Below are 24,337 nucleotides of genomic sequence, written 5' to 3'. Positions count from 1 at the left end.
TATGAGCGTTGTCACCAACACGACCACGATCGGCGCGATCGACGCACCGAGCCGGCGCAACACCGAACTGATGATGATGGTCTTCGCCATCGCCATCTCGGTGTTCGCCTACGCCAACGTGGGCCTCGCCATGGACGGGAGCCTCCCGTCCGGCATGTTCGGCTACGGAGCGGGGCTCATCCTGCTCGGCGGCGTCGCTCACCTCGTGGTGCGCAAGTTCGCCCCGTACTCGGACCCGCTGCTCCTGCCGCTGGCCACGCTGCTCAACGGCCTGGGCCTGGTGCTGATCTGGCGGCTGGACCAGTCGCCCAGGCTGATCCAGCGAGCGGAGTACCTGTACGGCTCGTACAGCCCGGACGCCCCCAAGCAGCTGCTTTACTCGGCGATCGGTGTCGCGCTCTTCGTCGCCGTGCTGATCGTCCTCAAGGACCACCGCATCCTCCAGCGCTACACGTACATCTCGATGGCCGCGGCGCTGATTCTGCTGGTCATCCCGATGTTCTTCCCCGCGGTGAACGGCGCGAAGATCTGGATCAGCGTCGGCTCGTTCACCATCCAGCCCGGTGAGTTCGCCAAGATCCTCATCGCCGTGTTCTTCTCCGGCTACCTCATGGTGAAGCGGGACGCGCTGGCACTGGCCAGCCGCCGTTTCATGGGTCTGTACCTGCCGCGCGGACGCGACCTCGGGCCAATCATCACTATCTGGGCCCTGTCGATCCTGGTCCTCGTCTTCGAGACCGACCTCGGTACGTCCCTCCTGTTCTTCGGTCTGTTCGTCGTCATGCTGTACGTCGCCACCGAACGCACCAGCTGGATCGTCTTCGGCCTGCTGATGTCGGCGGCCGGTGCGGTGGGTGTGGCGTCCTTCGAGCCCCATGTGCAGGAACGCGTCAACGCCTGGCTCGACCCGTTCGCGAAGTCGACGATGGCGCAGAGCGACCAGATCGCGCAGTCCCTCATGTCCTTCGGTTCCGGCGGCACACTCGGAACCGGACTGGGCCAGGGCCACTCGGACTTGATCATGTTCGCCGCCAACGCGGACTTCATCCTCTCCACGGTCGGCGAGGAACTGGGACTGGCCGGGATGATGGCCGTCCTGCTCATCTACGGCCTGATCGTCGAGCGGGGCGTCCGCACGGCCCTCGCCGCTCGTGACCCCTTCGGCAAACTCCTCGCGATCGGCCTCTCGGGCGCCTTCGCGATCCAGGTGTTCGTGGTGGCCGGCGGCGTCATGGGCCTCATCCCGCTCAGCGGTATGACCATGCCGTTCCTCGCGTACGGCGGTTCGTCCGTACTGGCCAACTGGGCGCTGATCGCCATCCTCATCCGGATCAGCGACACCGCCCGCCGCCCCGCCCCGGCCCCCGCGCCGACCTCCGACGCCGAGATGACCCAGGTGGTCCGACCGTGAACAAGCCCCTGCGCCGGATCGCGATCTTCTGCGGCGTCCTCATCTTCGCCCTGCTCGCGCGGACCAACTACCTCCAGTACGTGAAGGCCGACGAGCTCAACACCCGCGACGAGAACCGCCGCGTCCGTATCGAGCGGTACGCCCACGAGCGCGGCGACATCATCGTCGACGGGGGCAAGGCCGTCACCGGGTCCACGGAGACCAAGGACAGCGACTTCAAGTACAAGCGGGTCTGGCAGGACGGCCCGATGTGGGCACCGGTCACCGGCTACTCCTCGCAGGCGTTCGACGCGTCGCAGATCGAGAAGATCGAGGACGGCATCCTCACCGGCAACGACGACCAGCTCTTCTTCGACCGGACCAAGTCGCTGTTCACCGGCGACAAGAAGCAGGGCGGCAACGTCGTCACCACGCTCAACTCCGCCGCGCAGAAGGCCGCCTTCACGGGGCTCGGCAACAAGAAGGGCGCCGTCGCCGCCCTCGACCCGCAGACCGGCGCCATCCTGGCGCTCGCCAGCACGCCCTCGTACGACCCCTCGACCTTCGCGGGCAACTCCGACAAGGACTCCAAGGCCTGGCAGGCGCTCCAGAAGGACAAGGACAAGCCGATGCTCAACCGGGCACTGCGCGAGACCTACCCGCCCGGTTCGACGTTCAAGATCGTCACCGCGGCCGCCGCCCTGGAGAACGGGCTCTACACCGACATCGACGCCAAGACGAAGTCGCCTGTGCCCTTCCGCCTGCCCCAGACCAGCCAGGACCTGCCGAACGAGGGCAGCATCCAGTGTGAGAACGTCTCGCTCCGGGAAGCGCTGCGGATCTCCTGCAACACCGTCTTCGGCAAGATCAGCGATGACCTCGGCAACCAGAAGATGATCGACCAGGCCGACAAGTTCGGCTTCAACAAGGACGTCTTCACCCCGGTCCGCGCCACCGCGAGCATCTACCCGAAGGACGTCCCGCCGCAGAACGCGATGGCCGGCATCGGCCAGGCGTCCAACCGCGCCACCCCGCTTCAGATGGCCATGGTGGCCTCCGCGGTCGCCAACGACGGCAAGCTGATGCAGCCGTACATGGTCGCCAACCGGCAGTCGCCCAGCCTGGACAACATCTACACCCACGAGCCGGAGCAGCTCAGCCAGCCGCTGTCGGGTGAGAACGCCCAGAAGCTCCAGGAAATGATGAAGACGGTCGTCGAGTCGGGAACGGGCAGCAACGCCAAGATCCCCGGCGTCACCGTCGGCGGCAAGACGGGCACGGCCCAGCACGGTCTCGGCAACAGCGAGAACCCGTACGCCTGGTTCATCTCGTACGCGAAGACCGACAGCGGCTCCCCCGTCGCCGTCGCCGTGGTCGTCGAGGACAGCGAGGCCACCCGCGACGACATCTCCGGTGGCGGCCTGGCGGCCCCCATCGCGAAGAAGGTCATGCAGGCGGTCATCGACAGCAAGAAGTGACGCCCGTCACGCCGGACGCCATTTCCGCACGTTGGGATACCGGTCGGATATCAGGTGGGGGCTGCGGGCCGATCACGTAGTACGCGGCCGGTAGCGTATGCGCGAACAGCACACCGCCGGACCGCACACCGGTGCGGTCAGGACTGACGGAGAGGGCTGGAACAGTTATGGAAGAGCCGCGTCGCCTCGGCGGCCGGTACGAGCTGGGCTCGGTGCTCGGCCGTGGTGGCATGGCCGAGGTATACCTCGCCCACGACACCCGGCTCGGCCGCACCGTAGCTGTGAAGACGCTTCGGGCGGACCTCGCCCGCGACCCGTCCTTCCAGGCCCGGTTCCGCCGTGAGGCCCAGTCCGCCGCCTCCCTGAACCATCCGGCGATCGTCGCGGTGTACGACACCGGTGAGGACTACGTCGACGGGGTCTCGATCCCGTACATCGTCATGGAGTACGTCGACGGCTCGACGCTCAGGGAGCTGCTGCACTCCGGCCGCAGACTGCTGCCGGAGCGCACCCTCGAAATGACGGTCGGCATCCTCCAGGCGCTGGAGTACTCGCACCGCGCGGGCATCGTCCACCGTGACATCAAGCCGGCCAACGTCATGCTGACGCGCACCGGCCAGGTCAAGGTCATGGACTTCGGCATCGCCCGCGCCATGGGCGACTCCGGCATGACGATGACCCAGACCTCGGCCGTCATCGGCACCGCCCAGTACCTCTCCCCGGAGCAGGCCAAGGGCGAGCAGGTCGACGCCAGGTCGGACCTCTATTCGACGGGTTGCCTGCTCTATGAGCTGCTGACGGTCCGCCCTCCGTTCATCGGTGACTCACCTGTCGCGGTCGCCTACCAGCACGTACGGGAAGAGCCGCAGACCCCCAGCAACTTCGACCCCGAGATCACGCCCGAGATGGACGCGATCGTGTTGAAGGCCCTGGTCAAGGACCCGGACTACCGCTACCAGTCGGCCGACGAGATGCGCGCCGACATCGAGGCCTGCCTCGACGGCCAGCCGGTCGCCGCCACCGCGGCGATGGGCGCGGCCGGCTACGGCGGCTACGACGGGTACGGCAACGACCAGCCCACCACCGCCCTGCGGTCCGCGGACCAGAACGGCGCCCAGACGTCGATGCTGCCCCCGGTCAACCCGGACGACGGCGGCTACGGCTACGACGACCGGCCCGACCGCCGCCGTCAGAAGAAGAGCAACACCTCGACGATCCTGCTGGTCGTCGCGGGCATCCTGGTGCTGATCGGCGCTGTGCTGATCGGCAAGCAGGTCTTCGGCGACTCGAACAGCGGCCCCGACAAGTTCGCCGCGCCCACCATGGTCGGTTCGACCGTCAAGGAAGCTCAGCGGCTCGCCGACAACGCCAACATCGTGCTCAAGGAGGGCCCGAAGGAAGCGTGCAAGGACCAGCCGAAGAACAAGATCTGCCGTCAGACTCCGACGCCTGACGAGCAGATGGCGGAGGACGACACCATGACGGTCTTCGTCTCCACCGGTGCGCCGAAGGTCAGCGTCCCGGACGTCACGGAGAAGAGCGAGGAGAACGCGCGCAAGCTCCTCGAGGACCAGGGCTTCACGGTCAACGTGAAGTCGGTGGAGTCCGCCGACGCCGAGGTGGGCACCGTCCTGGACCAGTCCCCCAAGGGCAATGCCAAGGCCGAGAAGAACTCCGAGGTCCAGATCTCGGTCGCGACGGAGAAGCTGCTCACGGTGCCGCCCCTGGACGGCCGCCAGTACGACGACGCCGTCGCCCAGCTCAACTCGCTCGGCTTCACCAACATCGGCAGGTCCGAGCAGGACTCCGAGAAGCCCGCGAACGAGGTGGTCGGGCAGAACCCGGCAGCCAACGCGAAGGCCGGCAAGGACACCTCGATCATCCTGAAGGTCTCCAAGGGACCGCCGGAGCCGACGACTCAGCCCGTCCCCGAGGTCAGGACGAAGAAGGTGTCCGAGGCCAAGCAGATCCTGACCGATGCCGGCTTCACGAACATCCAGTTCGCGGAGGGCAGCTCGAACGACGACAACGCCATCGTCACCGGCATCGACCCGCAGCCGAACACCCAGGCCGACCCGGCGAACACCCCAGTCACCCTCACCACGATGGGCGGCAACCCTCAGGGTGGCGGAGACAACAACATCTTCGGCGGCCTGTCCGGCCGCTCCCGGCACTGACCGACGCCACACCCCGTCCGCGCCCCGGGTCCTTCCGGGCACGGACACAGCGCAGGGCCCCGGCACCGAAACGGTGACCGGGGCCCTGCGCTGTGTCGTGGTGTGTGGGTGCGCCGCCCTGCGAGGGGGCGTGTCTATACGGGGGTACGGGCCCCGCGTACGCGTCAGCGCAGCTCTGCCGGCTTCGTGCGGTCGCGGTCGACCTTCTCCGTACGGACCAGCTCGCCCCACACGATGTAGCGGTACTTCGACGTGAAGACGGGCGTGCACGTCGTCAGCGTGATGTAGCGGCCGGGCTTCTTCCTGCCCGAGCCCTTCGGGACCTCTTGGAGCACGTCGACGTTGTACTTCGACGTCTCGGGAAGCTCCTTGAAGACCTTGTAGATGTACCAGGTGTCCTTGGTCTCGAAGACGACCGCGTCACCGGTCCGCACCTTGTCGATGTTGTGGAACTTCGCCCCGTGGCCGTCCCGGTGGGCGGCCAGCGCGAAGTTGCCCTCCTCGGCCGAGGGGAGCGCCGACTTCACCGGGTCGGTGTAGTAGCCGGCGATGCCGTCGTTGAGGTTCTCGGTGTCGGTGCCCTTCTTGACGAGCACCTCGCCGTTCTTCATCGACGGGACGTGCAGGAAGCCGATGCCGTCCTTGGTGTCCAGCGCCCCGGGGCCGTCGGCCCAGCGGTCGCGGACGGTGTGGCCCTGCTTGGCGGCCTCCCGGTCGGCGAGCACGTTGGTCCACCAGAGGGAGTAGACGACGAAGAGTCCGAGCACCAGGCCTGCGGTGATCAGGAGTTCGCCGAAGACACTGACCGCGGTCGCGACGGGATGGCGGCGCCCGCGCCGCACCGGGGGCGCGGACTCGCCGGTCTGCTCTTGGTCCTCGGTCCTCGCTGCCACCGCACCGTCCCTGTCGTGATGATGTTTCAGCCGGTTCAGCCCACGAGCACGTCGGGCTTCCCCTTGCTGCGCGGCCGTTCGTCGACCATCTTGCCCCAGACGATCATTCGGTACGTACTCGTGAATTCGGGCGTACAGGTCGTCAGTGTGATGTATCGGCCGGGCTTGGTGAACCCGGACTGCGGCGGCACCGGGCCGATCACCGACACGTTGGACGGCGAGGTCTGGGGCAGCACGCTCGTCATCTCGTACGTGTAGTAGGCGTCCTGGGTCTCGACCACGATCGGGTCACCGGGCTTCAGCCGGTTGATGTAGCGGAACGGCTCACCGTGGGTGTTGCGGTGGCCGGCCAGCGCGAAGTTGCCCTGCTTGTCTGCCGGCATCGCCGTGCGCAGCGGCTTCTCGCCGTAGTGGCCGACCATGCCCCGGTCCAGGACCTTCTCCTTGCTGGTGCCCTCGGCGATCGGCGTGACCACGTCCAGTTTCGGGATGTGGATGATGGCGAAGCCCTGACCTGCCTCGAACGCTCCGGGGGCGTGCTTCCCGCTGGCCCAGTCGTCCTGGATCTTGTGCGTCTCGTTGCCGGCGATCTGGTCGGCGCGCACGTTGGTCCACCACAGCTGGTAGGTGACGAACAGCAGCATGAGCACGCCGAGCGAGATGAACAGCTCGCCGACCACCCGGCTGACCACGACGGCCGGGCTGTCCTTGGCCGCTCTCGCGGCCCTTCGTGCCTCGACGCGTGACATCGGCTTCGCCGGGGCGGCGGGCTCCGACGACGGTCCCGGCCGCTGGTCGCCGCGCCTGCGGCCGCGCCCCTTGGCAGCGCGCCGCCGCTCGGCCCGGCCTCCGGTGGGCGGCACGGTCTCACCGGAGCTGTCCGGCTCCCCTTCGGAGGCATGCGAGGCAGCCGGGGCACCCGGATCGTCCGGGGCATCCGCGCCGCCCGACGCACCCAGGAGACCCGCGGCCTCCGACGCCTCCCGGCCTGCCGTCCGCCCCGCGCCCGGTACTACCGCCATGACCTCCGTGGCGTCCTCGCCGGCCGGACTGCGGCCCGGCTCCGGGCGGTGCGGCTCCGGGCGGTGCGGCGGCTGGGGCTGGGACTGCGGCTGCGGCTGGGACTGCGCGCGAGGCGCTATTCGCCGGGTGTCCGCCGTCCGCAGCGCGACGGTCTCGTCGCCGGCGGGGGGCACTTCGGCCGGAGCCGCCGGGGCGGGCCCCTGACGGCCGTACCAGTCCCGTTCGTACCCCTCGGGGTCGTACCACTCACGCGGGGGGTCCTGAGCCGCCTGCGACCCGTGTGGCGTCTGCGTCGGAGGCGTACCGGCGCCGCCCGGGGTACTGTCCGGGCCGGCCGTCCCGGCGGGGCCGTGCTCCGCGCGGAACCACGGAGAGGCGTGTTCCCCGGGCAGCGGGTCGTTCAACGGGTCCGCCAGCTGGCCGACCGCCGCCTCGAACGCGCCCGCGGCCCCGTCCGTCCCCTCTTCGGGCGGGCCGTCCTGACCGGCGTCGCGTCCGTGGCGCGGTGGGGTCACGCGACGGCCTTGCCCACCACCGGCGCGAGCCCCGCCGACCTCTCGACGGCTCCGGCGTCACCGCACTGCGCAAGCCAGTTGGCCAGCATCAGATGGCCGTGCTCGGTGAGCACCGACTCCGGATGGAACTGCACTCCCTCGACCGCCAGCTCACGGTGGCGCAGCCCCATGATGATGCCGTCGGCCGTGCGCGCGGTGACCTCCAGCTCCTCGGGAACCGTGTCCGGTTCGGCGGCGAGCGAGTGGTAGCGGGTCGCGGTGAAGGGGGAGGGCAGCCCGGCGAAGACACCCTTGCCCTCGTGGGTCACGGCGGACGTCTTGCCGTGCAGCAGCTCGGGGGCGCGGTCCACGACGCCGCCGTACGCCACCGCCATCGACTGCATTCCGAGGCAGACCCCGAAGACCGGGACGCCGGTCCGCGCGCAGTGCCGCACCATGTCGACGCAGACGCCCGCGTGCTCGGGGGTGCCGGGGCCGGGCGAGAGCAGGACGCCGTCGAAGCCGTCCTGGGCGTGGGCCGTGGTCACCTCGTCGTTGCGCAGCACCTCGCACTCGGCGCCGAGCTGGTAGAGGTACTGGACGAGGTTGAAGACGAAGCTGTCGTAGTTGTCGACGACCAGGATGCGGGCGCTCATCGGCCGGCCCCCGGAGCCGCGGCCGCGCCGTCGACCGTCACATCGCCGAACGGAAGCAGCGGTTCCGCCCACGGGAAGACGTACTGGAACAGCACGTAGACAACCGCCAGGGCGAGCACGAGCGAGATGAACCCGCGTACCCACACGTTGCCCGGCAGATGACGCCAGATCCAGCCGTACATGCTGACCCCTCCGTATTCGATACGGGACCAGACTAAAGGGCCGGGGCAGAGCCGTGGGTCAGCTGTGGAAAGCTGCCGGCCTTCCGTCGGTCACCGGCTGGGTCGCGTCCAGGTGCGCCCAGGCGATCAGCCGGTGACTGCTGCCCCATTCGGGGTCACAGGTGGTCAGCGTCAGATAGCGGCCGGGCCCGTCGAAGCCGGACTTGCGCGGCACGGGGTCGATGACGCCGATGTCGCTCGGCACGGTGCGGTAGGGCTTCTTGTCGATGCGGTACGTGAACCACGTCGTCCCGTCCGTCACGAACACCGGGTCGCCGGGTCGCAGCTTCGGGAAGTCCTTGAAGGGATCGCCGTACGTGCGGCGGTGGCCGGCCACCGCGAAGTTGCCGGTGGCTCCGGGACGGGCGGTGCCCCGGTAGTGCCCGAGACCCTTCTGCAAGGTCTTGACCTCGGTGTTCTGCAGGATCGGCCAGTCCCAGCCCTTGCCGAGGCGGGGTATGTAGAGCATCGCGAACGGCTTCCCGTCGCGCAACGCCCCGGGGGCCGGGGGCTTCGGACCCGGGGACTTCGGCGAGGTGGGTGAGGTAGGTGAGGCCGATGCCGGCGGGGCGGGTGCGGAGACCGCCCCCTTCGCCCACTGGCGCTGCAGGTCGTCGATCTGCCCCTCGGTAGCACCGGCGGCCTTCACTCCGGTCCAGAACAGCACGTACACCACAAAGAGGACGATCAGGGCACCGATCGTGATGCACAGTTCGCTGAACGTCCTGACGATCAGTCGCACCGACACCGGGCGGCCTCCCCGCAGCTGCTCGCTACTTCACCGGCTCCGCATAGTGGAGATCCACTGTGCCCGAGTAGCCGGGAAGAGTCACCGCCTGGCGCTCATCGACTTTCCAGCCGAGCCCGTACGCCTTCACGTACAGCAGGTAGTTCTGGATCGCCGGGGAGGCGTCCAGCGCCCGCCGGAGCTTTCCGGGGTCACCGACGGCGGTGATCTTGTACGGGGGCGAGTAGACCCGGCCCTGGAGGATCAGGGTGTTGCCGACGCAGCGCACGGCGCTGGTGGAGATCAGCCGCTGGTCCATGACCTCGATGCCACCGGCCCCGCCCTGCCACAGGGCGTTGACGACCGCCTGGAGGTCCTGCTGGTGGATGACCAGGTCGTTGGGTTGCGGATCGGGGTAGCCGGGGTTCGCGGTGGCGTTCGGCGGGGCGTCGTCGAGGGTGACGGACACGGCCCGGCCGGAGAGCTTCGTGGTGCCGGCCGCCCGCTCCAGCGCCTTGAGCCGGGCGTCCTCCGCCTTGGTGCTCCCGTCGTCGCGCTGGGCGAGGGCGTCGATGTCCCCGCGCACGGAGGCGGCGGATTCCTCCAGCCCGGCGTTCTTCTCGCTGCGCTGCTGGATGAGGTCGGAAAGCTTCAGCAGCGAGGAGTCGGTACGGATGTCGGTGCCCTTGGCCGTGTTCGCGCTGGTGACGAAGATCAGACCGGCAAGGGCGAAAACGGCAGCGGTGAGCACTCTGACCGGGTTCCGGAGGGAGCGCCGGACCGGCCCTGGGGGAGAGTCGGCAGAATTGCTCAACGTACCCTTATCTCCTTCGGCGCCACGGAAGCACTACGCTAACGGACGCCCGGGGGAGGCAGGATTTCCCCCTCGCACCACGTCCGGCGTCAGCCAACAGTTCCCTGCGCGGTAACGCAGCGCATCGACAGGAGAGTTCCTCGTGCCGAAGTCACGTATCCGCAAGAAGGCCGATTTCACGCCCCCTCCGACGAAGCAGGCAACGGCCATAAAGCTGACCAACCGCAGTTGGGTGGCGCCGGTCATGCTGGCGCTGTTCCTGGTCGGTCTGGCCTGGATCGTCGTGTTCTACGTGACCGACGGCGATCTGCCGATCGAGGCACTGGGGAACTGGAACATCGTCGTCGGCTTCGGTTTCATCGCCGGCGGCTTCGGCGTCTCCACCCAGTGGAAGTAGCTCCGCCGAGCACGTAGCACCACAGCGGACCCCGGTCCCGCAACCCTTGCCCTGAGTTACCCACAGCGTTATCCACAGGCGGGGGAAAAGGTCAGACGATCTGTGGATAACTCCTTGGCCGTTGACGCCGGTGTGACTGCAGCCACCCCTCGCCGGGGCGGTACGCCCCTTGTCCCTGCTGGAAAAACCCAGTTCAGCGGCAAGGGGCACAGTTGTACCCACTGAATGCACAAGATCACGTGCACGCTGTGGACAACTTCGATCACAAACGGTCCGTATCGAGCTGACAGCGCGCTTTCTACGCCAGCGAGGCTGTCCTGCTACGTCAGCGAGGCTGTCCTGAGGAGCACGATCAGGACCACCACGACGAGGGCCGCGGCGCAGGTGCCGTACTGCACCAGGTTCCGTCGCTCGCGCGGGGCGTGCACCATGCCGATCGCGATCAGCGTGCCCGCGATCAGCCCGCCGACATGTGCCTGCCAGGCGATCCCGCCCCAGGGGTTGAAGGTGATGATCAGGTTGATCGCGAGGAGCGCGAAGACCGGGCGCATGTTGTAGTTGAGCCGGCGCATGAGCACCGCGGTGGCTCCCAGCAGACCGAAGATGGCCCCCGAGGCACCCAGCGAGGGCTGGTTCGGCGCGGCGAGCCAGTAGGTCAGGGCACTGCCCGCCAGCCCCGACAGCATGTAGAGCGCGATGAACCGGGCGCGGCCGAGCGCCGCCTCGAGCGGGCCGCCGAGCCACCACAGCCCCAGCATGTTGAAGGCGATGTGCCACACCTCCTGGTGCAGGAACATCGACGTGACCAGCCGGTACCACTGGCCTTCCGCGACCCCCTCGGGCGGACCGCCGTAGTAGAAGTTGGCCCGGCCGAGCAGCACCAGATCGTCGACCAGCGCGCTGTTGGCCAGCACCGCGACGAACACCGCGAGGTTGATCCCCAGCAGGATCTTGGTGATCAGCCGGGGGTCCGCCGCGATCGAGCCGCCGGCGATCGTGCGCGGCCTGGCTGCGGCCGGGCTGTGCCCCGTACCGGATCCCTGCCGCACGCAGTCCGGGCACTGGAAGCCGACCGAGGCGCTCACCATGCAGTCCGGGCAGATCGGGCGGTCGCAGCGGGTGCAGCGGACGGCCGTCTCGCGGCCCGGGTGGCGGTAGCAGGTGACCGGACCGTCCACGGGAGCGGACGCGTTCTGCTCGCCCGGCGGCTGCTGGTCCATCGGTCCCATCACTTCCCGGTCCCCTCGGTCCTCGTCATAGCGTCAGGGCGCACCGAGCCACCCTGCACATCCGTTCTGTCATCAAGTACGGACGGGCAGGGCGGTTGGTTCCCGGACGGACCGGAGAGTGAGCGGGCGGATACGTTCGGAAGTCAGCGCTTCTCCACGACGACCGACTCGATGACCACGTCCTGCAGCGGACGGTCGGTGCGCGTGTTGGTCGAGGCGGCCGCGATGGTGTCGACGACCTTCTGGCTCGCCGGGTCCACCACCTCACCGAAGATGGTGTGCTTGCCGGTCAGCCAGGCGGTCGGGGAAACCGTCACGAAGAACTGCGAGCCGTTGGTCCCCGGGCCGGCGTTGGCCATGGCCAGCAGGTACGGCTTGGTGAAGGCCAGATCGGGGTGGAACTCGTCACCGAACTCGTACCCCGGGCCGCCCGTGCCGTTGCCCAGCGGGTCGCCGCCCTGGATCATGAAGCCGCTGATGACGCGGTGGAAGACGGTGCCGTCGTACAGCCGGTCCTTGGACTTGTTCCCGGTCGCGGGGTGGGTCCACTCGCGCTCACCGGTGGCGAGCTCGACGAAGTTCTTGACCGTCTTGGGAGCGTGGTTCGGCAGGAGCCGGACCTCGATGTCGCCCTGATTGGTCTTCAAGGTGGCGTAAAGCTGCTCGGCCACGATCTGCCTTCCGTGAGTCTGCGATGACGTCCACCGATCCTCGCACGGACCACACCCCGCGTCGCCCGGCCCGCCACGCCGCACGGGGTCGCCCGCCACGGCCCCCGGAGAAACGAATGCGGCCAAGTGCGTGACGAAGCGGCGCGTGCCGGGCCGAACCGTGGCATTGTCGTCCACAGGCTCCCCTTGCACCTCATTGCCCGAGGGTGTCCCTCATGACCTGAATAACCCGGATGCCCGCCCCGCGTGCCGCACAGGCCCCAGGTAGGCATGATCTCGAATTGGGTGGATAGGCGGAGTACCAACCCGCCACCAAGGAGGAGGATCCCGTGACCCGCATCGACAGCGTGCGCGCCGCAACCGACTCGGCGAGGGACAGCGTGCAGCACGCCGCGGAAGTGGCGGCCCCCTACGCCGACACGGCCAGGGAACAGGCCGTTCACTACGCGCACGAGGCCCGTACGCTGCTCGCGCCGAAGGTTTCGAAGGCAGCTCAGCAGGCCCGCGTCCAGTACGGCGCGCACCTCGCACCACGTATCGAACTCGCCCTGACGCATGTGCCCCCCAAGGTCGACGAGGCCGCGCAGCGCGCGGCGCTGCGCACCCGTCAGGCCGCCCGGAGCGCCGCGGACTACACCGTGCCCCGCGTCGAAAACGCGATGGCCGCAGCCCAGCCGGTCGCCCAGGAGGCGACAGCCCGCAGCTCCGCCGCGCTGGCCGCCCTGCGGGGGCAGGTCACGGCGAAGGAGATCAGGAAGCTGACCCGTAAGCACGAGCGACGGGCCAGGGCCGGCAAGGCGTTCAAGGGACTGGCCGTGGCCTCCGTCCTCGCGGGCGGCGCGTACGCCGTCTGGCGCTGGTGGGACAAGCAGGCCAACCCCGACTGGCTGGTCGAGCCGCCCGCCCCCACCGAGGTCGACGACCGCGCGCCGCTGACCTCGGTCGACGGAAGCGGCTCGACGGTCCTGGACCCCGACGTCCAGGCCAAGCAGGCCGACGCGGAGGCGAACGGACCGGACCCGCTGGACGGACCCGACGCCGTGGACGGCACCGACCTGGACGACCGCCCCTGAGCGGCGGCCGAACAGCACCGGCAACGGGCGGGCGACGGGAGACCGGGCACTGAACGCGCAAGGGCGGACGGATCCATTCCGTCCGCCCTTGCGCGCGTCGACCCTTGCGCGCGTCCGCAGGCGTCCCAGGCCTGGCCCGACTACATCGGCCGGCTCCTCACCTGCCACCGAACCTGCCACCGAACCTGCCACCGACGGGAAATGGAAAAATGACCCCCCTGGCCGCGTTTCCGCAGGCCAGGGGGGTCACGTGTATGTGGAGCCTAGGAGATTCGAACTCCTGACATCTGCCTTGCAAAGGCAGCGCTCTACCAACTGAGCTAAGGCCCCGGAAAGCGGGCACCACCGGACGCACCGGCATGGTGGTCACCGCCGCAGACCAGACTACCCGCTGATCCCCCGAATCCTCCAAAAATTGGGGCTCCCGGTCGACGACCACGCTCCGTAAGATGCTCGTCGAGGTTCGCAGCAGCGAAGGCTCGGCGAAGGGGAGACGCTATGGACGCGGCACAGCAAGAGGCAACAGCCAGAGCCAGGGAACTTCAGCGCAGTTGGTACGGGGAGCCGCTGGGGGCGCTCTTCCGTCGGCTGATCGACGACCTGGGCCTGAACCAGGCCCGGCTGGCGGCGGTGCTCGGGCTGTCCGCACCCATGCTCTCCCAGCTCATGAGCGGTCAGCGGGCGAAGATCGGCAACCCGGCAGTGGTGCAGCGCGTCCAGGCGCTCCAGGAGCTGGCCAGTCAGGTCGCGGACGGCAGTGTCAGTGCGGGGGAGGCCACCGACCGGATGGAAGAGATCAAGAAGTCCCAGGGCGGCTCCGTGCTCACCGGCACCGGCCAGACGTCGTCGACGAGCGGGGCGCCCACGGTGCGCCGAGTGGTCCGCGAGATCCAGTCGCTGCTGCGGTCCGTCGCCGCGGCCGGTGACATCATCGATGCTGCCGACTCCCTCGCCCCGACGCACCCGGAACTGGCAGAGTTCCTCAAGGTGTACGGAGCCGGACGCACCGCGGACGCGGTGGCGCACTACGAGGGACACCAGAGCTAGGGCCTGTCTTCAAACTGCCGTCGTCGCCCGTAGGGCGGCCGGGCAACAGCCGGGCACCGCATGATCCGGGCACGGGCAGCACACGCACCGGCCGAAAGCAGGAACGGGGAGCGAGCGCAGCGCAATGGGTGAGGTCTTCGCTGGTCGGTACGAACTGATCGATCCGATCGGACGTGGTGGGGTGGGGGCTGTCTGGCGTGCCTGGGATCACCGGCGCCGCCGCTATGTGGCAGCCAAGGTTCTCCAGCAGAGCGACGCACACACGCTGTTGCGTTTCGTCCGCGAACAGGCCTTGCGGATCGAGCATCCGCATGTGCTCGCCCCGGCCAGCTGGGCCGCGGACGACGACAAGGTCCTGTTCACCATGGACCTCATCACCGGTGGTTCGCTGGCCCATGTCATCGGTGACTACGGCCCGCTGCCCCCTCGGTTCGTCTGCACGCTGCTCGACCAGCTGCTGTCCGGGCTGTCGACGGTGCACGCCGAGGGGGTCGTTCACCGGGACATCAAACCGGCCAACATCCTTATGGAGGCCACCGGCACCGGCCGGCCGCACCTGCGGCTCTCCGACTTCGGCATCTCCATGCGCAAGGGTGAGCCGCGCCTCACCGAGACCAACTACGTGGTGGGCACGCCGGGTTACTTCGCGCCCGAGCAGATGATGGGCGCGGAACCGGACTTCCCCGCAGACCTCTTCGCGGTCGGGCTCGTCGCCCTGTACCTGCTCCAGGGGAAGAAGCCCGACTCGCAGGCGCTCATCGAGCACTTCGCCGCGCACGGCACGCCCGGTGCTCCGCAGGGCATCCCCGAGCCGCTCTGGCAGGTGCTCGCGGGGCTGCTGCAACCGGACCCGCAGGCCCGCTTCCGTACCGCCACGGGCGCCCGGAAGGCACTGACGGCCGCCGTCGAGATGCTGCCGGAGCCCGGCGCCGAGGACGAGCCGGTGGAGGTCTTCGACCAGATCGGCCCGCTGCCCGCCGGCTTCGGCCCCACCGGCCCGGTGCCTGCCCAGCCGAAGGCCGGCGTCGCGGAAGCCCCGCCCGGACAACCGCAGGCGCACGGGCCGCAACAGGGCCTGGGGCAGGAACAAGAACAGGCGCAGGCACAGGCACAGGGACAGGCACCGCACGGCACCGGGCAGCAGCCAGGTCACCAGCCCGCGGAACAGCCGTACGCGCAGCCCCGTGCCTCGATGTCGGAGACGGGCAGCTTCCACCTCCCGCCGCCCCCGCAGCACCCCGACGCCGCGCCCCACGTGCCTCAGCCGGCCGCTCCGGCCGCTCACCACCCAGCGCAGCCCGGCATTCCGGGCGCTCCCGCCGGCGCTCCCGCCCCGCAGCATCCGGCACATGCGGCATCCGCCTTCCCCGCCGCCGCACCGAACCATGCACAGGCCCCCACGGCGGGGGTGCGGCACGAACAAGCCCTCACTCGTCCATACACCGCTCAGCCGGCACAGGTTCCCGTTCCGGGGCCGGGAGTTCCGGGGCCGGGAGTTCCCGGGCAGGGAGTTCCCGGCGCCGGGGCCTCGCCGTACTACTCCCAGGCGCCGACGCCGCAGGTCATGCCCCCTTCGCACACCTCGGCACCCGCTCCGCAAAAGCGACCGGGACCGTCCACGAAGGTGGCGGTCCCGGTGTTGCTGGTGGCGCTGATCTGCTTCGCCGTCGGGATCTGGGCCCTGACCCAGGCCTGAGCGACGGCTCCGGCCCGGTGCGGGCCGCGGCGGCTACCAGGCCTGTGGCGGCCCTCCGTAAGGATGCTGCTGCCCGCCGTCGGCGCTTCCGGCCGCGGCCTGCCCGCGCCGGGCGAGCAGCATCCACCCGCCCAGTCCGAGCACCAGCACGGCGCCCGCACCGATGCCGGCCGCGCCGAGCAGCTTCATGTTGCTGCTCCTGCTCTCGGCGGCCTGGGCGCCGCTCTGGCCGCTGCGCGCCATGTCCTTGTCGCCCTGTGAGACGCCGAAGATCCCCGCGTCGCCCCGGTACGGCGTGCCCTTGGCCTTCCCGTCGACCTTGACCGTGAGGGTCAGCGGAAACGGCTCGGAGCCGTAGGCCTTGGCGACCTCCGGGCTCAGCGTGACGGACAGGTAGTACCAGCCCGCGAAGCGCATCGCGCTGACGCCGGTGTCGGAGGCGAACCTGTTCTCGTACGCCACGGGAGGCACCGGGTCCAGGGACACCGAGGCCGGTTTGCCCGAGTAGGCCATGGGGGAGGCGTTGCCGACATGGCCGTGCGCCGGATTGTCCAGGGCCAGCGCGAGCGCCCCGCTGACGTACTCGTCCGCGTCCGGGACGGTGCTGTTGCCGAGCGCGGCGGTGGCGAAGACCTGCTGCCCCCAGTCCACCGGGACCCGGTAGAAGAGGGTCTGGCCCGGCTCGACCCTGTCCTTCCACTCCCCGGTCTGCAGGCTGGTCGCGTCGTAGTAACTGCTGCCGCCGTGCCTGCGGTTGTCGGCCACGGCGGCCGGCGGCTCCGGTGACGCGGACGGCCAGTCCTCCGGCGCCTCGGTCGGCGTCGTCCCGCCCTTGGCGAGCTCCGGCTCCGAGTCGTACCGGATCTCAAGATCCCACTCGCCGCGTCCCGAGGTGTCCTCGCTCTCGCGCTCGATCAGGACGTTGTACACACCGGCGCCCTGGCAGCTGCTGCTGTCCTTGTCCACGTTGCGGTAGGCGTACGCGGCGATGGGACGCAGGTACTCCGCAGACCCGAAGCGGGCGTTCTCCGAACTGCACTGCAGGTCGGACTTGTCCCTGATGCTGATCGCGATGCCGTCCCCGTAGGCGACCTTGCCGCCGCCCTTGGGTACGACGACGGCCGAGACGTACGCGTTCGTCGTCGCCTTCAGGTCGAGCCGGTAGTAGAGCTTCTGGCCGTACTTGATCGAACTCCGGTAGACCGAACCGGTCGTGAGCGTCGTCGCGTCGGTACTCACGTCGGCGCCGCTGACCGTCTTCGCCTGCGGGTCGAAGGCGTACGCGGCAGCCTCGCCGGCCCCGTACGCCTGCCCCGGCAGCGCCGCCACCGCGCACATCGCCGCGGCTGCGGCCAGCACCGCCCGGCCCCTGCTGCGCTGCCTCATCACGCGCTCCCCCTCGTCGTCCGTGCGGCTGCCCCGCGGCGGTTGCGTACATATACGAACACGGCGATCAGCACAGCCATGACGGCCGCCCCGGCAGCAGCCGCGATGACGGTCCATCCTGCCCCTCCAGCACCACCGCTGTCTGCGGACGCGGTCGAATCGTCCCTGTTGTCCGCGTCGTTGCCGGCGCCCCGGTCGCTGCCCCGGTCGAGACCGCCGTCGGAGCCGGCCCGCACGGGCGCCCCGTGCTGCGGCCCGGTACGTTCCGCGCCGAGGACCGAAACCCGCAGCACCAGACCGATCTGCGGGTGCTCCGCGATCTCGGCGGCCCGCGCGCCCAGCGTCACCGAGATGTAGAAGCCGCCCCTGGCATGAACCGGCCGCACATTGTTCCGGCTCTCGTAGCGGTTGGTCCAGGAGACCGGGACGCCGCCCATCCGAAGCGCCGTGGGCCGCCCGTCGTACATCGTGCTCGGGGTGAACTCGCCGCCTCCGGTGAGCGGATGGCGGGCCGGTGTGTAGAGCTGGGTCGCCCCGTAGGAGTACGTGTCGGAGGCGCGCTCCACCGTGGGCTCGTTCGCGAACTCCACGTCGTAGCGCACCTGCTGGCCCCAGCCGGCCGGAACCTTGTACCAGAGCGTCTGGGAGGGCAGGATCCGGTCGCGCCACACGCCCTTGCCGAGCTCCCTGGCATCGTTGAAGCCGGTGCCGCCCCGCGCGTCGCGGGGATCACCCGCCGGCAGCGTGGCCTCCTTGCCGCCGCTGCCGTACTCCGCCTGCGACTCGGCGGGCAGCACGCCCTCCTTCAGCGGCTTCTCGACCCCGTACACGAGCTCCAGCGGCCAACGCGCCGCGTCGGAGCCCCTCTTGCTCTGCCGCTCCACCACCAGCCGGTAGCTGCCCGCACGGTCGCAGGTCCGGGTGCCGTCCTCGGAGCGGATCCGGACGACCGCCGAGGTGAGCGGAGCCGCCCCCTCCTTCTGCAGGAAGCGCTCGGTGTCCGTATCGCAGGAGCCGTGCTCGTCGTGCTCGATCCTGGTGCTCAGCGCGTCGAACGTGTCGACGGCAGCGCCCGGCTGCGGCACCGCGGTCGCCGCGAAGTCCACCGTGGACACCGCGTCCAGATCAACCCCGTAGTAGCGCTTCTCGCCCGGCCCGATGGTGTCCAGATACTGCCCGGGTACGAGCACGGGGGCCCGGCCGGCCGCGGCCGCGCCCGTCACCCGCTCGCCCCGGAAGCGGTACGCGCCGGCGGAGAGCTGCGCGGCGCGCTGGAGCTGGCGGGCCAGCGCCTCGGCGTCCGGGGCGTCGTAGTAACGCCCGTTGCCCGACCGTGCGATGCATTCGAGCTGGTCGCGGGCCGCGCCCTTCACCTGGAATCCGACGGTGTCGATCCGCAGCCCGACGCCCTCCTTGCCGAGCTCCTCGGCGACCTCGCAGGGCTGCGGCGTACCGCAGTTGTCCTCGCCGTCGGAGATCAGCAGGATCGTGCGCGTGCCGACGGCACCGTCCGCAGGCCGGGGCAGATCCTGTGCCGCCTTGCGGAGCGACAGACCGATGGGGGTGTCGCCCCTGGGCCGTACGGCCGCGACCGCCCGCTTCAGCGCGGCCCGGTCGAGCTTCTGAACCGGGCGCACGAGTCTGGTGTCCGTGCAGCCCTGCGGCCGGTCGGCGCCGTACACCCGCAGGCCGGTCGGGTGGCCGTCGGGCAGGCCGTCCACGACCGTGCCGACAGCCGCTCGGGCGCTCTCCATCCGGGTCCGGCCCGTCCCGTCGTCGTCCCCCATGGAGCCGGACGAGTCGAGCACCATGACCAGGCCGCCGCTCCCGCCGTCCGCGCGGGCGGCGGAGACCGCGTCCGACCCCCCGGGCCCCGCCTCGGCCGGCAGGGCGCCCGCCACCAGGGCGAACAGCGCCCCGCCGATCAATGTCCCCGCCCGCACAGTACGGCGGTGGCTGCCAGCCCTCATCCGTTCCCCCTAGACCGAAATCCCCGGCTTCTTTGCTCAAGCAACCTATTGATTTGCGTAGGTGAACTCAAGGGCACAGGTGTCACGGTCCCGCAACAGCACGAAGCCCCGGCCGCTCAGGCGACCGGGGCTCGCAAACAGGCTGTTCTGTCTCACACACCCGAACCTGCGGGCACGGAGTCAGTCGCCTCCGTCCACAGATCCTGCTCGGCGCGATCCGCCTGGATCTGGCGGTACACGAGGAGCCCGCCGATGGCGGCCAGTGCGACCAGGAGAAGCTTCTTCACCGCGCGACCTCGTCTTTCGTTGGCGTAGGGGACTTCTGCCGCCCGACTATACACACCGGCCGATATCGACCGGTGACCTCCCCGCAACCCAACTGGGGCCTGCGGAAAAGCGATCGTCGGAGGATCGGGTCAGCCCTGCCGACGCCCTGTCACCGCACTACCACCACACCGTCACCGACGCCCGTGGAGGGCCCCGCCCCGGCCGATCGGGGCCGGTTGCACCATACGAGTGGTGTTCATCTGAACATCGGCACATCGGCTGCGTCGGTCCGTGAAATCGCGCCCCGGATCCACATCATCAGGAAGGTAAGCAAAACGGACCACCTGAAAGTGAGTGAGGGGCCATGAGCACCTACCGGGCCAAGAACATCTGGACCGCCTTCGTCACCGCGTTCTTCGCACTTCTCGCGGCACTGGGCCTCGCGGGCTCCACCGCCTCGGCCACGGAAGCCACGGTCACGGAGCCGGCGGCCACGACCCACGAGCACACGGGTACGACCGCGGCAACCGCGAACACCCCGTCGGTGCGATGGGCCCTTCCGCGTGACCGGTCGCTGCCGCCCACGATGAAGCAGCGCATCCGCGCCGAGGCGCACGGCTCCTCACCCTCCACGCGCCACCTGTCCTCCGACACCACGGACAACACGGACACCGTGAACACCACCAGCACCGCCCGCGCCTCGCATGGAGCCCCGGCGGGGGACGCGTCCCTGCTGCCCCCCTGAGAGCGGCGCACCTGACACACCCAGAGCCCCCGGGCCGGTTCACACCGGACGGGGGCTTTCCCGTGCTCCCGCGCACCCCACTCGCCCCGTCACACCCGACAGGACCGTGACGCCTGCCAGGACCGTCACGCCCCCAGGACCGTCACGCGCGCCACGCCCGCCGCCCCCAACGGCCCGACCCGCCACCCCAGCCGACCCCGCCACAGCCGTCCCGCCTGTGTCGAGCGCCGCCCGGACGTGCGCGGCACACACATCCCCTGACGGTGCAACGGGAACGCCCCCGGGCCTCATGGCCCCCCGCAGCCCCGCAGCCCCGAAGACGCCGACGGCCCCGACAGCTCCGACGGCCCCCGCCGCAACAGCCGGAGCCCACCGGATCCCGCCGAGCTCCACTCACCCCCACCAGGCTCCGCCCACGCAGAAGGCCCGGTCTCTCCGAAGAGGGACCGGGCCTTCTGTTGTCACTGTGGGGCTAACAGGATTTGAACCTGTGGCCTCATCCTTATCAGGGATGCGCTCTAACCAACTGAGCTATAGCCCCGCCGCGCTTTTGTGTCGCGCTGACGTGAAGAAGATTAGCGCACGTCGGGGCCAGTCCCAAAATCGATAGATGAGCCGCTACTCGTCCTCGGCCAGCGTGAGCTCGACACCGCCCACGAAGCCGGCCGACAAGTTGTAGATGAAGGCCCCCAGCGTCGCCAGCGCGGTCGCCAGCACCACATCGATCACGGCGATGACCGAGGTGAAGATGAGGACCCTCGGCAGCGACAGGAACGACTGCAGGTCGAAGCCGCTGCCCTCGTTGGAACCCGTCGCCTCGCTGATCGTGCCGCCCACGGTGGAGAAGACGCCCATCGCGTCCATCACCATCCACAGGACCGCCGACGCGACCACGGTGCAGATGCCGAGCGCGATGGACAGCAGGAAGCTGACCTTCATCACCGACCACGGATCGGCCTTGGCCACCCGCAGGCGCGCCTTGCGGGTACGCGGAGTGGTCCGCGCCCCCGTCCGCGGCTTGCGGGACGCCTGAGCCGCGCCCACGCCCTGCTGGCCCCCCTGGGGGCGGCCGCCGTGGGTCCCGCCCGGAGGCGAGGGGTAGGCCTGCGGCGGGTGGTACGGCCCCGCCTGGCCCGGTGCGGGCTCGCGCTCACCGGGCAGCGGCCCGGCCGCGTAGCCCTCGTACTGGGGTTGAGGACCCCGGGTATCCGTCACAGTGCCCCCTTGGGAGTCCGTGGCAGGGCCACGGGCACCGTTCGCGCCGGCTCCGGAAGCGGCCGAACCGGCGCCCGTGGCTCCACTCACGCTCTACTCCTCGTGCTCCCCGGTCGAGGACGTCGTGCCCTCGACAGTGCTCTCACCAGCCGCGTCGGCCATGGTGGCCTCAGCTGTCACTGCCTCGGCCGTCTCGCCGTCGGCGTCGACCAGACCGTCGACCTCTTCGGCCTCACGACCCGCCTCGGCGTTACGAGCGATCCCGACAACGGCATCGCGCTTGCCCAGGTTGATCAGTTGGACGCCCATGGTGTCACGGCCCGTCTCCCTGACTTCATTGACTCGCGTACGAATCACACCGCCGCCGAGCGTGATGGCAAGGATCTCATCCGTAGCCTCGACCACCAGCGCACCGACCAGTGAGCCCCGGTCCTCCACGATCTTGGCGGCCTTGATGCCCAGGCCGCCGCGACCCTGGACGCGGTACTCGTCGACAGGGGTCCGCTTCGCGTACCCGCCGTCAGTGGCAGTGAACACGAAAGTACCGGGCCTGACGACATTCATCGAGAGGAGTTCGTCTCCCTCGCGGAAACTCATGCCCTTGACGCCCGAAGTGGCACGGCCCATCGGGCGCAGCGCGTCGTCCGTCGCGGTGAACCTGATCGACTGGGCCTTCCTGCTGATGAGCAGCAGGTCGTCCTCGGACGAGACCAGCTCCGCACCGATCAGCTCGTCGTCCGAGCCGTCCGCCGTCTCGCGCAGGTTGATGGCGATGACGCCACCGGAGCGGGGCGAGTCGTAGTCCTTGAGCACGGTCTTCTTCACGAGACCGCCCTTCGTGGCCAGGATCAGGTACGGCGCCGCGTCGTAGTCACGGATCGCCAGGATCTGCGCGATCTGCTCGTCCGGCTGGAAGGCCAGCAGGTTGGCGACGTGCTGACCGCGCGCGTCCCGGCCGGCGTCCGGGAGCTCGTACGCCTTCGCCCGGTAGACGCGGCCCTTGTTCGTGAAGAACAGCAGCCAGTGGTGCGTCGTGGAGACGAAGAAGTGGTCGACGATGTCGTCTTCCTTGAGCTTCGTGCCGCGCACGCCCTTGCCGCCGCGCTTCTGCGAGCGGTAGTCGTCCGTCTTCGTGCGCTTCACGTAGCCGCCGCGGGAGATCGTGACGACGATGTCCTCCTCGGCGATCAGGTCCTCGATGGACATGTCACCGTCGAAAGGCACCAGCTTGGAGCGCCGGTCGTCGCCGAACTTGTCGACGATCGCCGCCAGCTCCTCGCTGACGATCTGCCGCTGCCGCTCGGGGGAGGCGAGGATCGCGTTGTACTCGTTGATCTTCGCCTGGAGCTCGTCGTGCTCGGCGGTGATCTTCTGGTGCTCCAGCGCGGCCAGCCGGCGCAGCTGCATCTCCAGGATCGCGTTCGCCTGGATCTCGTCGATCTCCAGGAGGCCCATCAGGCCCTCCCGCGCGATCTCCACGGTGTTGCTGCGCCGGATGAGGGCGATGACCTCGTCGATCGCGTCCAGGGCCTTGAGCAGGCCGCGCAGGATGTGCGCCCGCTCCTCCGCCTTGCGCAGCCGGAACCGCGTGCGCCGGACGATGACCTCGATCTGGTGCGTCACCCAGTGGCGGATGAACGCGTCGATCGACAGGGTGCGCGGCACCCCGTCCACCAGCGCCAGCATGTTGGCGCCGAAGTTGGTCTGCAGATCGGTGTGCTTGTACAGGTTGTTCAGGACGACCTTGGCGACCGCGTCGCGCTTGAGCACGACGACCAGGCGCTGGCCGGTACGCGAGGAGGTCTCGTCCCGGACGTCCGCGATCCCGCCGACCTTGCCGTCCTTCACCAGGTCGGCGATCTTCTGCGCGAGGTTGTCGGGGTTGGTCTGGTACGGAAGCTCCGTCACGACCAGGCACTGGCGGTTCTGGATCTCCTCCACCGCCACGACCGCGCGCATCGTGATCGAGCCACGGCCCGTGCGGTACGCCTCCTCGATGCCCTTGCGGCCCACGACGAGCGCACCCGTCGGGAAGTCCGGACCCTTGATCCGCTCGAGGAGAGCGTCGAGCAGCTCCTCCGGCGAGGCCTCGGGGTGCTCCAGGTACCACTGGGCGCCGGACGCCACCTCGCGCAGGTTGTGCGGCGGGATGTTGGTCGCCATGCCGACCGCGATGCCCGCCGAACCGTTGATCAGCAGGTTCGGGAAGCGGGCCGGCAGCACGACCGGCTCCTGGTTGCGGCCGTCGTAGTTGTCCTTGAAATCGACGGTCTCCTCGTCGATGTCCCGGACCATCTCCATGGACAGCGGCATCATCTTGCACTCGGTGTACCGCATGGCGGCGGCCGGGTCGTTGCCCGGAGAACCGAAGTTGCCGTTGGAGTCGACCAGCGGCATGCGCATCGACCAGTGCTGCGCCAGGCGCACCAGTGCGTCGTAGATCGAGGAGTCGCCGTGCGGGTGGTACGTACCCATGACGTCACCGACGACGCGGGCGCACTTGTAGAAGCCCTTCTCGGGCCGGTAGCCGCCGTCGTACATCGCGTAGAGCACCCGGCGGTGGACGGGCTTCAGGCCGTCCCGCACGTCGGGCAGGGCACGCGACACGATGACGGACATCGCGTAGTCGAGGTAGGAGCGCTGCATCTCCGTCTCGAGCCCGACGGGCTCGACACGCATGCCCACGCCCTCGACGGGCGGAACCTCTTCGGGCGTCACGGGGACAGGGGTGTTCTCGTCGGCCATTGCTGGTCAAAGTCCTTTCGCGC

The 24,337-nt window shown here is 69.4% G+C and carries 21 protein-coding genes and 2 tRNA genes; 8 read left to right on the top strand and 15 right to left on the bottom strand.

Features of this window, described 5'->3' with window-relative positions:
- The first annotated feature begins 1 nt into the window (after window position 1).
- The 3 genes from EDD93_RS10515 to pknB all read left to right on the top strand — a co-directional run bounded on the left by EDD93_RS10515 (window position 2) and on the right by pknB (window position 5,045).
- The gene (locus EDD93_RS10515; RefSeq protein WP_123524893.1) at window positions 2-1,411 is read left to right on the top strand and encodes an FtsW/RodA/SpoVE family cell cycle protein; all 1,410 of its coding nucleotides are present in this window, start codon (window positions 2-4) and stop codon (window positions 1,409-1,411) included.
- On the top strand, window positions 1,408-2,868 hold the full coding sequence (locus tag EDD93_RS10510) for a penicillin-binding protein 2 (protein ID WP_123524892.1): 1,461 nt from the start codon (window positions 1,408-1,410) through the stop codon (window positions 2,866-2,868). The genes EDD93_RS10515 and EDD93_RS10510 overlap by 4 nt, the downstream gene beginning before the upstream one ends.
- Window positions 2,869-3,035: 167 nt before the next feature.
- Window positions 3,036-5,045 carry a Stk1 family PASTA domain-containing Ser/Thr kinase gene (gene pknB / locus EDD93_RS10500; protein WP_123524891.1) on the top strand — a complete coding sequence of 670 codons (2,010 nt, stop codon included), beginning with the start codon at window positions 3,036-3,038 and terminating at the stop codon, window positions 5,043-5,045.
- A 164-nt stretch (window positions 5,046-5,209) separates the two neighbouring features.
- On the opposite strand, the gene EDD93_RS10495 is transcribed toward pknB, so the two are convergent.
- Genes EDD93_RS10495 through EDD93_RS10470 form a run of 6 tightly spaced genes read right to left on the bottom strand, consistent with a single transcriptional unit; the run spans window position 5,210 to window position 9,873 of the window.
- Entirely contained in the window at window positions 5,210-5,938 is a 729-nt protein-coding gene (locus EDD93_RS10495; protein WP_123524890.1) for a class E sortase, read from the bottom strand.
- Between the two features lie 35 nt (window positions 5,939-5,973).
- Window positions 5,974-7,476, bottom strand: coding sequence for a class E sortase (locus tag EDD93_RS10490; protein ID WP_123524889.1), 1,503 nt, complete (start codon window positions 7,474-7,476; stop codon window positions 5,974-5,976).
- Window positions 7,473-8,111 carry an aminodeoxychorismate/anthranilate synthase component II gene (locus tag EDD93_RS10485; protein WP_123524888.1) on the bottom strand — a complete coding sequence of 213 codons (639 nt, stop codon included), beginning with the start codon at window positions 8,109-8,111 and terminating at the stop codon, window positions 7,473-7,475. Before EDD93_RS10485 ends, EDD93_RS10490 begins: the two co-directional genes overlap by 4 nt.
- Window positions 8,108-8,293: a hypothetical protein gene (locus EDD93_RS10480; RefSeq protein WP_123524887.1), complete on the bottom strand. Its 186-nt coding sequence runs from the start codon at window positions 8,291-8,293 to the stop codon at window positions 8,108-8,110. Before EDD93_RS10480 ends, EDD93_RS10485 begins: the two co-directional genes overlap by 4 nt.
- 58 nt (window positions 8,294-8,351) lie before the next feature.
- Window positions 8,352-9,080 carry a class E sortase gene (locus tag EDD93_RS10475; RefSeq protein WP_123524886.1) on the bottom strand — a complete coding sequence of 243 codons (729 nt, stop codon included), beginning with the start codon at window positions 9,078-9,080 and terminating at the stop codon, window positions 8,352-8,354.
- Between the two features lie 25 nt (window positions 9,081-9,105).
- Window positions 9,106-9,873, bottom strand: a complete 768-nt coding sequence (locus tag EDD93_RS10470; protein WP_123524885.1) for a DUF881 domain-containing protein — start codon at window positions 9,871-9,873, stop codon at window positions 9,106-9,108.
- A 142-nt stretch (window positions 9,874-10,015) separates the two neighbouring features.
- Between EDD93_RS10470 and crgA the strand changes: the two genes are divergently transcribed.
- Window positions 10,016-10,270 (top strand): cell division protein CrgA, encoded by a 255-nt coding sequence (crgA, locus tag EDD93_RS10465; RefSeq protein ID WP_123524884.1) that lies wholly within the window; start codon window positions 10,016-10,018, stop codon window positions 10,268-10,270.
- A gap of 320 nt (window positions 10,271-10,590) precedes the next feature.
- Here crgA and EDD93_RS10460 read toward each other — a convergent pair whose 3' ends face one another.
- A complete protein-coding gene (locus EDD93_RS10460) occupies window positions 10,591-11,490 on the bottom strand; it encodes a rhomboid family intramembrane serine protease (RefSeq protein WP_123524883.1) in 900 nt (299 codons plus the stop codon).
- A gap of 152 nt (window positions 11,491-11,642) precedes the next feature.
- Window positions 11,643-12,170 carry a peptidylprolyl isomerase gene (locus EDD93_RS10455; RefSeq protein ID WP_123524882.1) on the bottom strand — a complete coding sequence of 176 codons (528 nt, stop codon included), beginning with the start codon at window positions 12,168-12,170 and terminating at the stop codon, window positions 11,643-11,645.
- Window positions 12,171-12,499: 329 nt separating this feature from the next.
- Between EDD93_RS10455 and EDD93_RS10450 the strand changes: the two genes are divergently transcribed.
- On the top strand, window positions 12,500-13,243 hold the full coding sequence (locus tag EDD93_RS10450; RefSeq protein ID WP_123524881.1) for a DUF5324 family protein: 744 nt from the start codon (window positions 12,500-12,502) through the stop codon (window positions 13,241-13,243).
- A 257-nt stretch (window positions 13,244-13,500) separates the two neighbouring features.
- Here EDD93_RS10450 and EDD93_RS10445 read toward each other — a convergent pair.
- A tRNA-Ala gene (locus EDD93_RS10445) sits at window positions 13,501-13,573 on the bottom strand.
- Window positions 13,574-13,741: 168 nt separating this feature from the next.
- On the opposite strand from EDD93_RS10445, the gene EDD93_RS10440 reads away from it, so the two are divergent.
- Both EDD93_RS10440 and EDD93_RS10435 read left to right on the top strand, forming a co-directional pair.
- Complete coding sequence (locus tag EDD93_RS10440; RefSeq protein ID WP_024489493.1) at window positions 13,742-14,290, top strand: transcriptional regulator; 549 nt, start codon at window positions 13,742-13,744, stop codon at window positions 14,288-14,290.
- Window positions 14,291-14,414: 124 nt separating this feature from the next.
- Entirely contained in the window at window positions 14,415-15,986 is a 1,572-nt protein-coding gene (locus EDD93_RS10435; RefSeq protein ID WP_123524880.1) for a serine/threonine-protein kinase, read from the top strand.
- A 33-nt stretch (window positions 15,987-16,019) separates the two neighbouring features.
- Here the strand turns inward: EDD93_RS10435 and EDD93_RS10430 are convergent, their stop codons facing one another.
- The 3 genes from EDD93_RS10430 to EDD93_RS39870 all read right to left on the bottom strand — a co-directional run bounded on the left by EDD93_RS10430 (window position 16,020) and on the right by EDD93_RS39870 (window position 19,629).
- Window positions 16,020-17,372, bottom strand: coding sequence for a hypothetical protein (locus EDD93_RS10430; protein WP_185092268.1), 1,353 nt, complete (start codon window positions 17,370-17,372; stop codon window positions 16,020-16,022).
- Window positions 17,372-19,342, bottom strand: a complete 1,971-nt coding sequence (locus tag EDD93_RS10425) for a VWA domain-containing protein (RefSeq protein ID WP_123524878.1) — start codon at window positions 19,340-19,342, stop codon at window positions 17,372-17,374. Before EDD93_RS10425 ends, EDD93_RS10430 begins: the two co-directional genes overlap by 1 nt.
- A 152-nt stretch (window positions 19,343-19,494) precedes the next feature.
- Window positions 19,495-19,629 (bottom strand): DLW-39 family protein, encoded by a 135-nt coding sequence (locus EDD93_RS39870; protein WP_003958712.1) that lies wholly within the window; start codon window positions 19,627-19,629, stop codon window positions 19,495-19,497.
- Window positions 19,630-19,973: 344 nt separating this feature from the next.
- Here EDD93_RS39870 and EDD93_RS10415 point away from each other — a divergent pair, with 344 nt between their 5' ends.
- Window positions 19,974-20,354 carry a DUF6344 domain-containing protein gene (locus EDD93_RS10415; RefSeq protein WP_123524877.1) on the top strand — a complete coding sequence of 127 codons (381 nt, stop codon included), beginning with the start codon at window positions 19,974-19,976 and terminating at the stop codon, window positions 20,352-20,354.
- 467 nt (window positions 20,355-20,821) lie between these two features.
- Here EDD93_RS10415 and EDD93_RS10410 read toward each other — a convergent pair.
- The 3 genes from EDD93_RS10410 to gyrA form a co-directional block, all read right to left on the bottom strand.
- Window positions 20,822-20,895 (bottom strand) — tRNA-Ile (locus tag EDD93_RS10410).
- A gap of 77 nt (window positions 20,896-20,972) precedes the next feature.
- Entirely contained in the window at window positions 20,973-21,569 is a 597-nt protein-coding gene (locus EDD93_RS10405) for a DUF3566 domain-containing protein (RefSeq protein WP_123524876.1), read from the bottom strand.
- 93 nt (window positions 21,570-21,662) lie between these two features.
- Window positions 21,663-24,314, bottom strand: coding sequence for a DNA gyrase subunit A (gene gyrA, locus EDD93_RS10400; RefSeq protein WP_123524875.1), 2,652 nt, complete (start codon window positions 24,312-24,314; stop codon window positions 21,663-21,665).
- Between the last annotated feature and the right edge of the window lie 23 nt (window positions 24,315-24,337).

Origin of the sequence: Streptomyces sp. 840.1 (genome assembly GCF_003751445.1) — a bacterium.
Lineage (GTDB): Bacteria > Actinomycetota > Actinomycetes > Streptomycetales > Streptomycetaceae > Streptomyces.
Note: the sequence above shows the minus strand (reverse complement) of the source record. Positions and strands in the feature narration are given on the sequence as shown.

Excerpts from the sequence above, each read along its gene's own strand:
- EDD93_RS10460 (WP_123524883.1), bottom strand. The coding sequence starts at position 11,490 with ATGGACCAGCAGCCGCCGGGCGAGCAGAACGCGTCCGCTCCCGTGGAC.
- EDD93_RS10435 (WP_123524880.1), top strand. The coding sequence starts at position 14,415 with ATGGGTGAGGTCTTCGCTGGTCGGTACGAACTGATCGATCCGATCGGA.
- pknB (WP_123524891.1), top strand. The coding sequence starts at position 3,036 with ATGGAAGAGCCGCGTCGCCTCGGCGGCCGGTACGAGCTGGGCTCGGTG.
- EDD93_RS10515 (WP_123524893.1), top strand. The coding sequence starts at position 2 with ATGAGCGTTGTCACCAACACGACCACGATCGGCGCGATCGACGCACCG.
- EDD93_RS10480 (WP_123524887.1), bottom strand. The coding sequence starts at position 8,293 with ATGTACGGCTGGATCTGGCGTCATCTGCCGGGCAACGTGTGGGTACGC.
- gyrA (WP_123524875.1), bottom strand. The coding sequence starts at position 24,314 with ATGGCCGACGAGAACACCCCTGTCCCCGTGACGCCCGAAGAGGTTCCG.
- EDD93_RS10485 (WP_123524888.1), bottom strand. The coding sequence starts at position 8,111 with ATGAGCGCCCGCATCCTGGTCGTCGACAACTACGACAGCTTCGTCTTC.
- EDD93_RS10440 (WP_024489493.1), top strand. The coding sequence starts at position 13,742 with ATGGACGCGGCACAGCAAGAGGCAACAGCCAGAGCCAGGGAACTTCAG.
- EDD93_RS10415 (WP_123524877.1), top strand. The coding sequence starts at position 19,974 with ATGAGCACCTACCGGGCCAAGAACATCTGGACCGCCTTCGTCACCGCG.
- EDD93_RS10430 (WP_185092268.1), bottom strand. The coding sequence starts at position 17,372 with ATGAGGCAGCGCAGCAGGGGCCGGGCGGTGCTGGCCGCAGCCGCGGCG.
- EDD93_RS10425 (WP_123524878.1), bottom strand. The coding sequence starts at position 19,342 with ATGAGGGCTGGCAGCCACCGCCGTACTGTGCGGGCGGGGACATTGATC.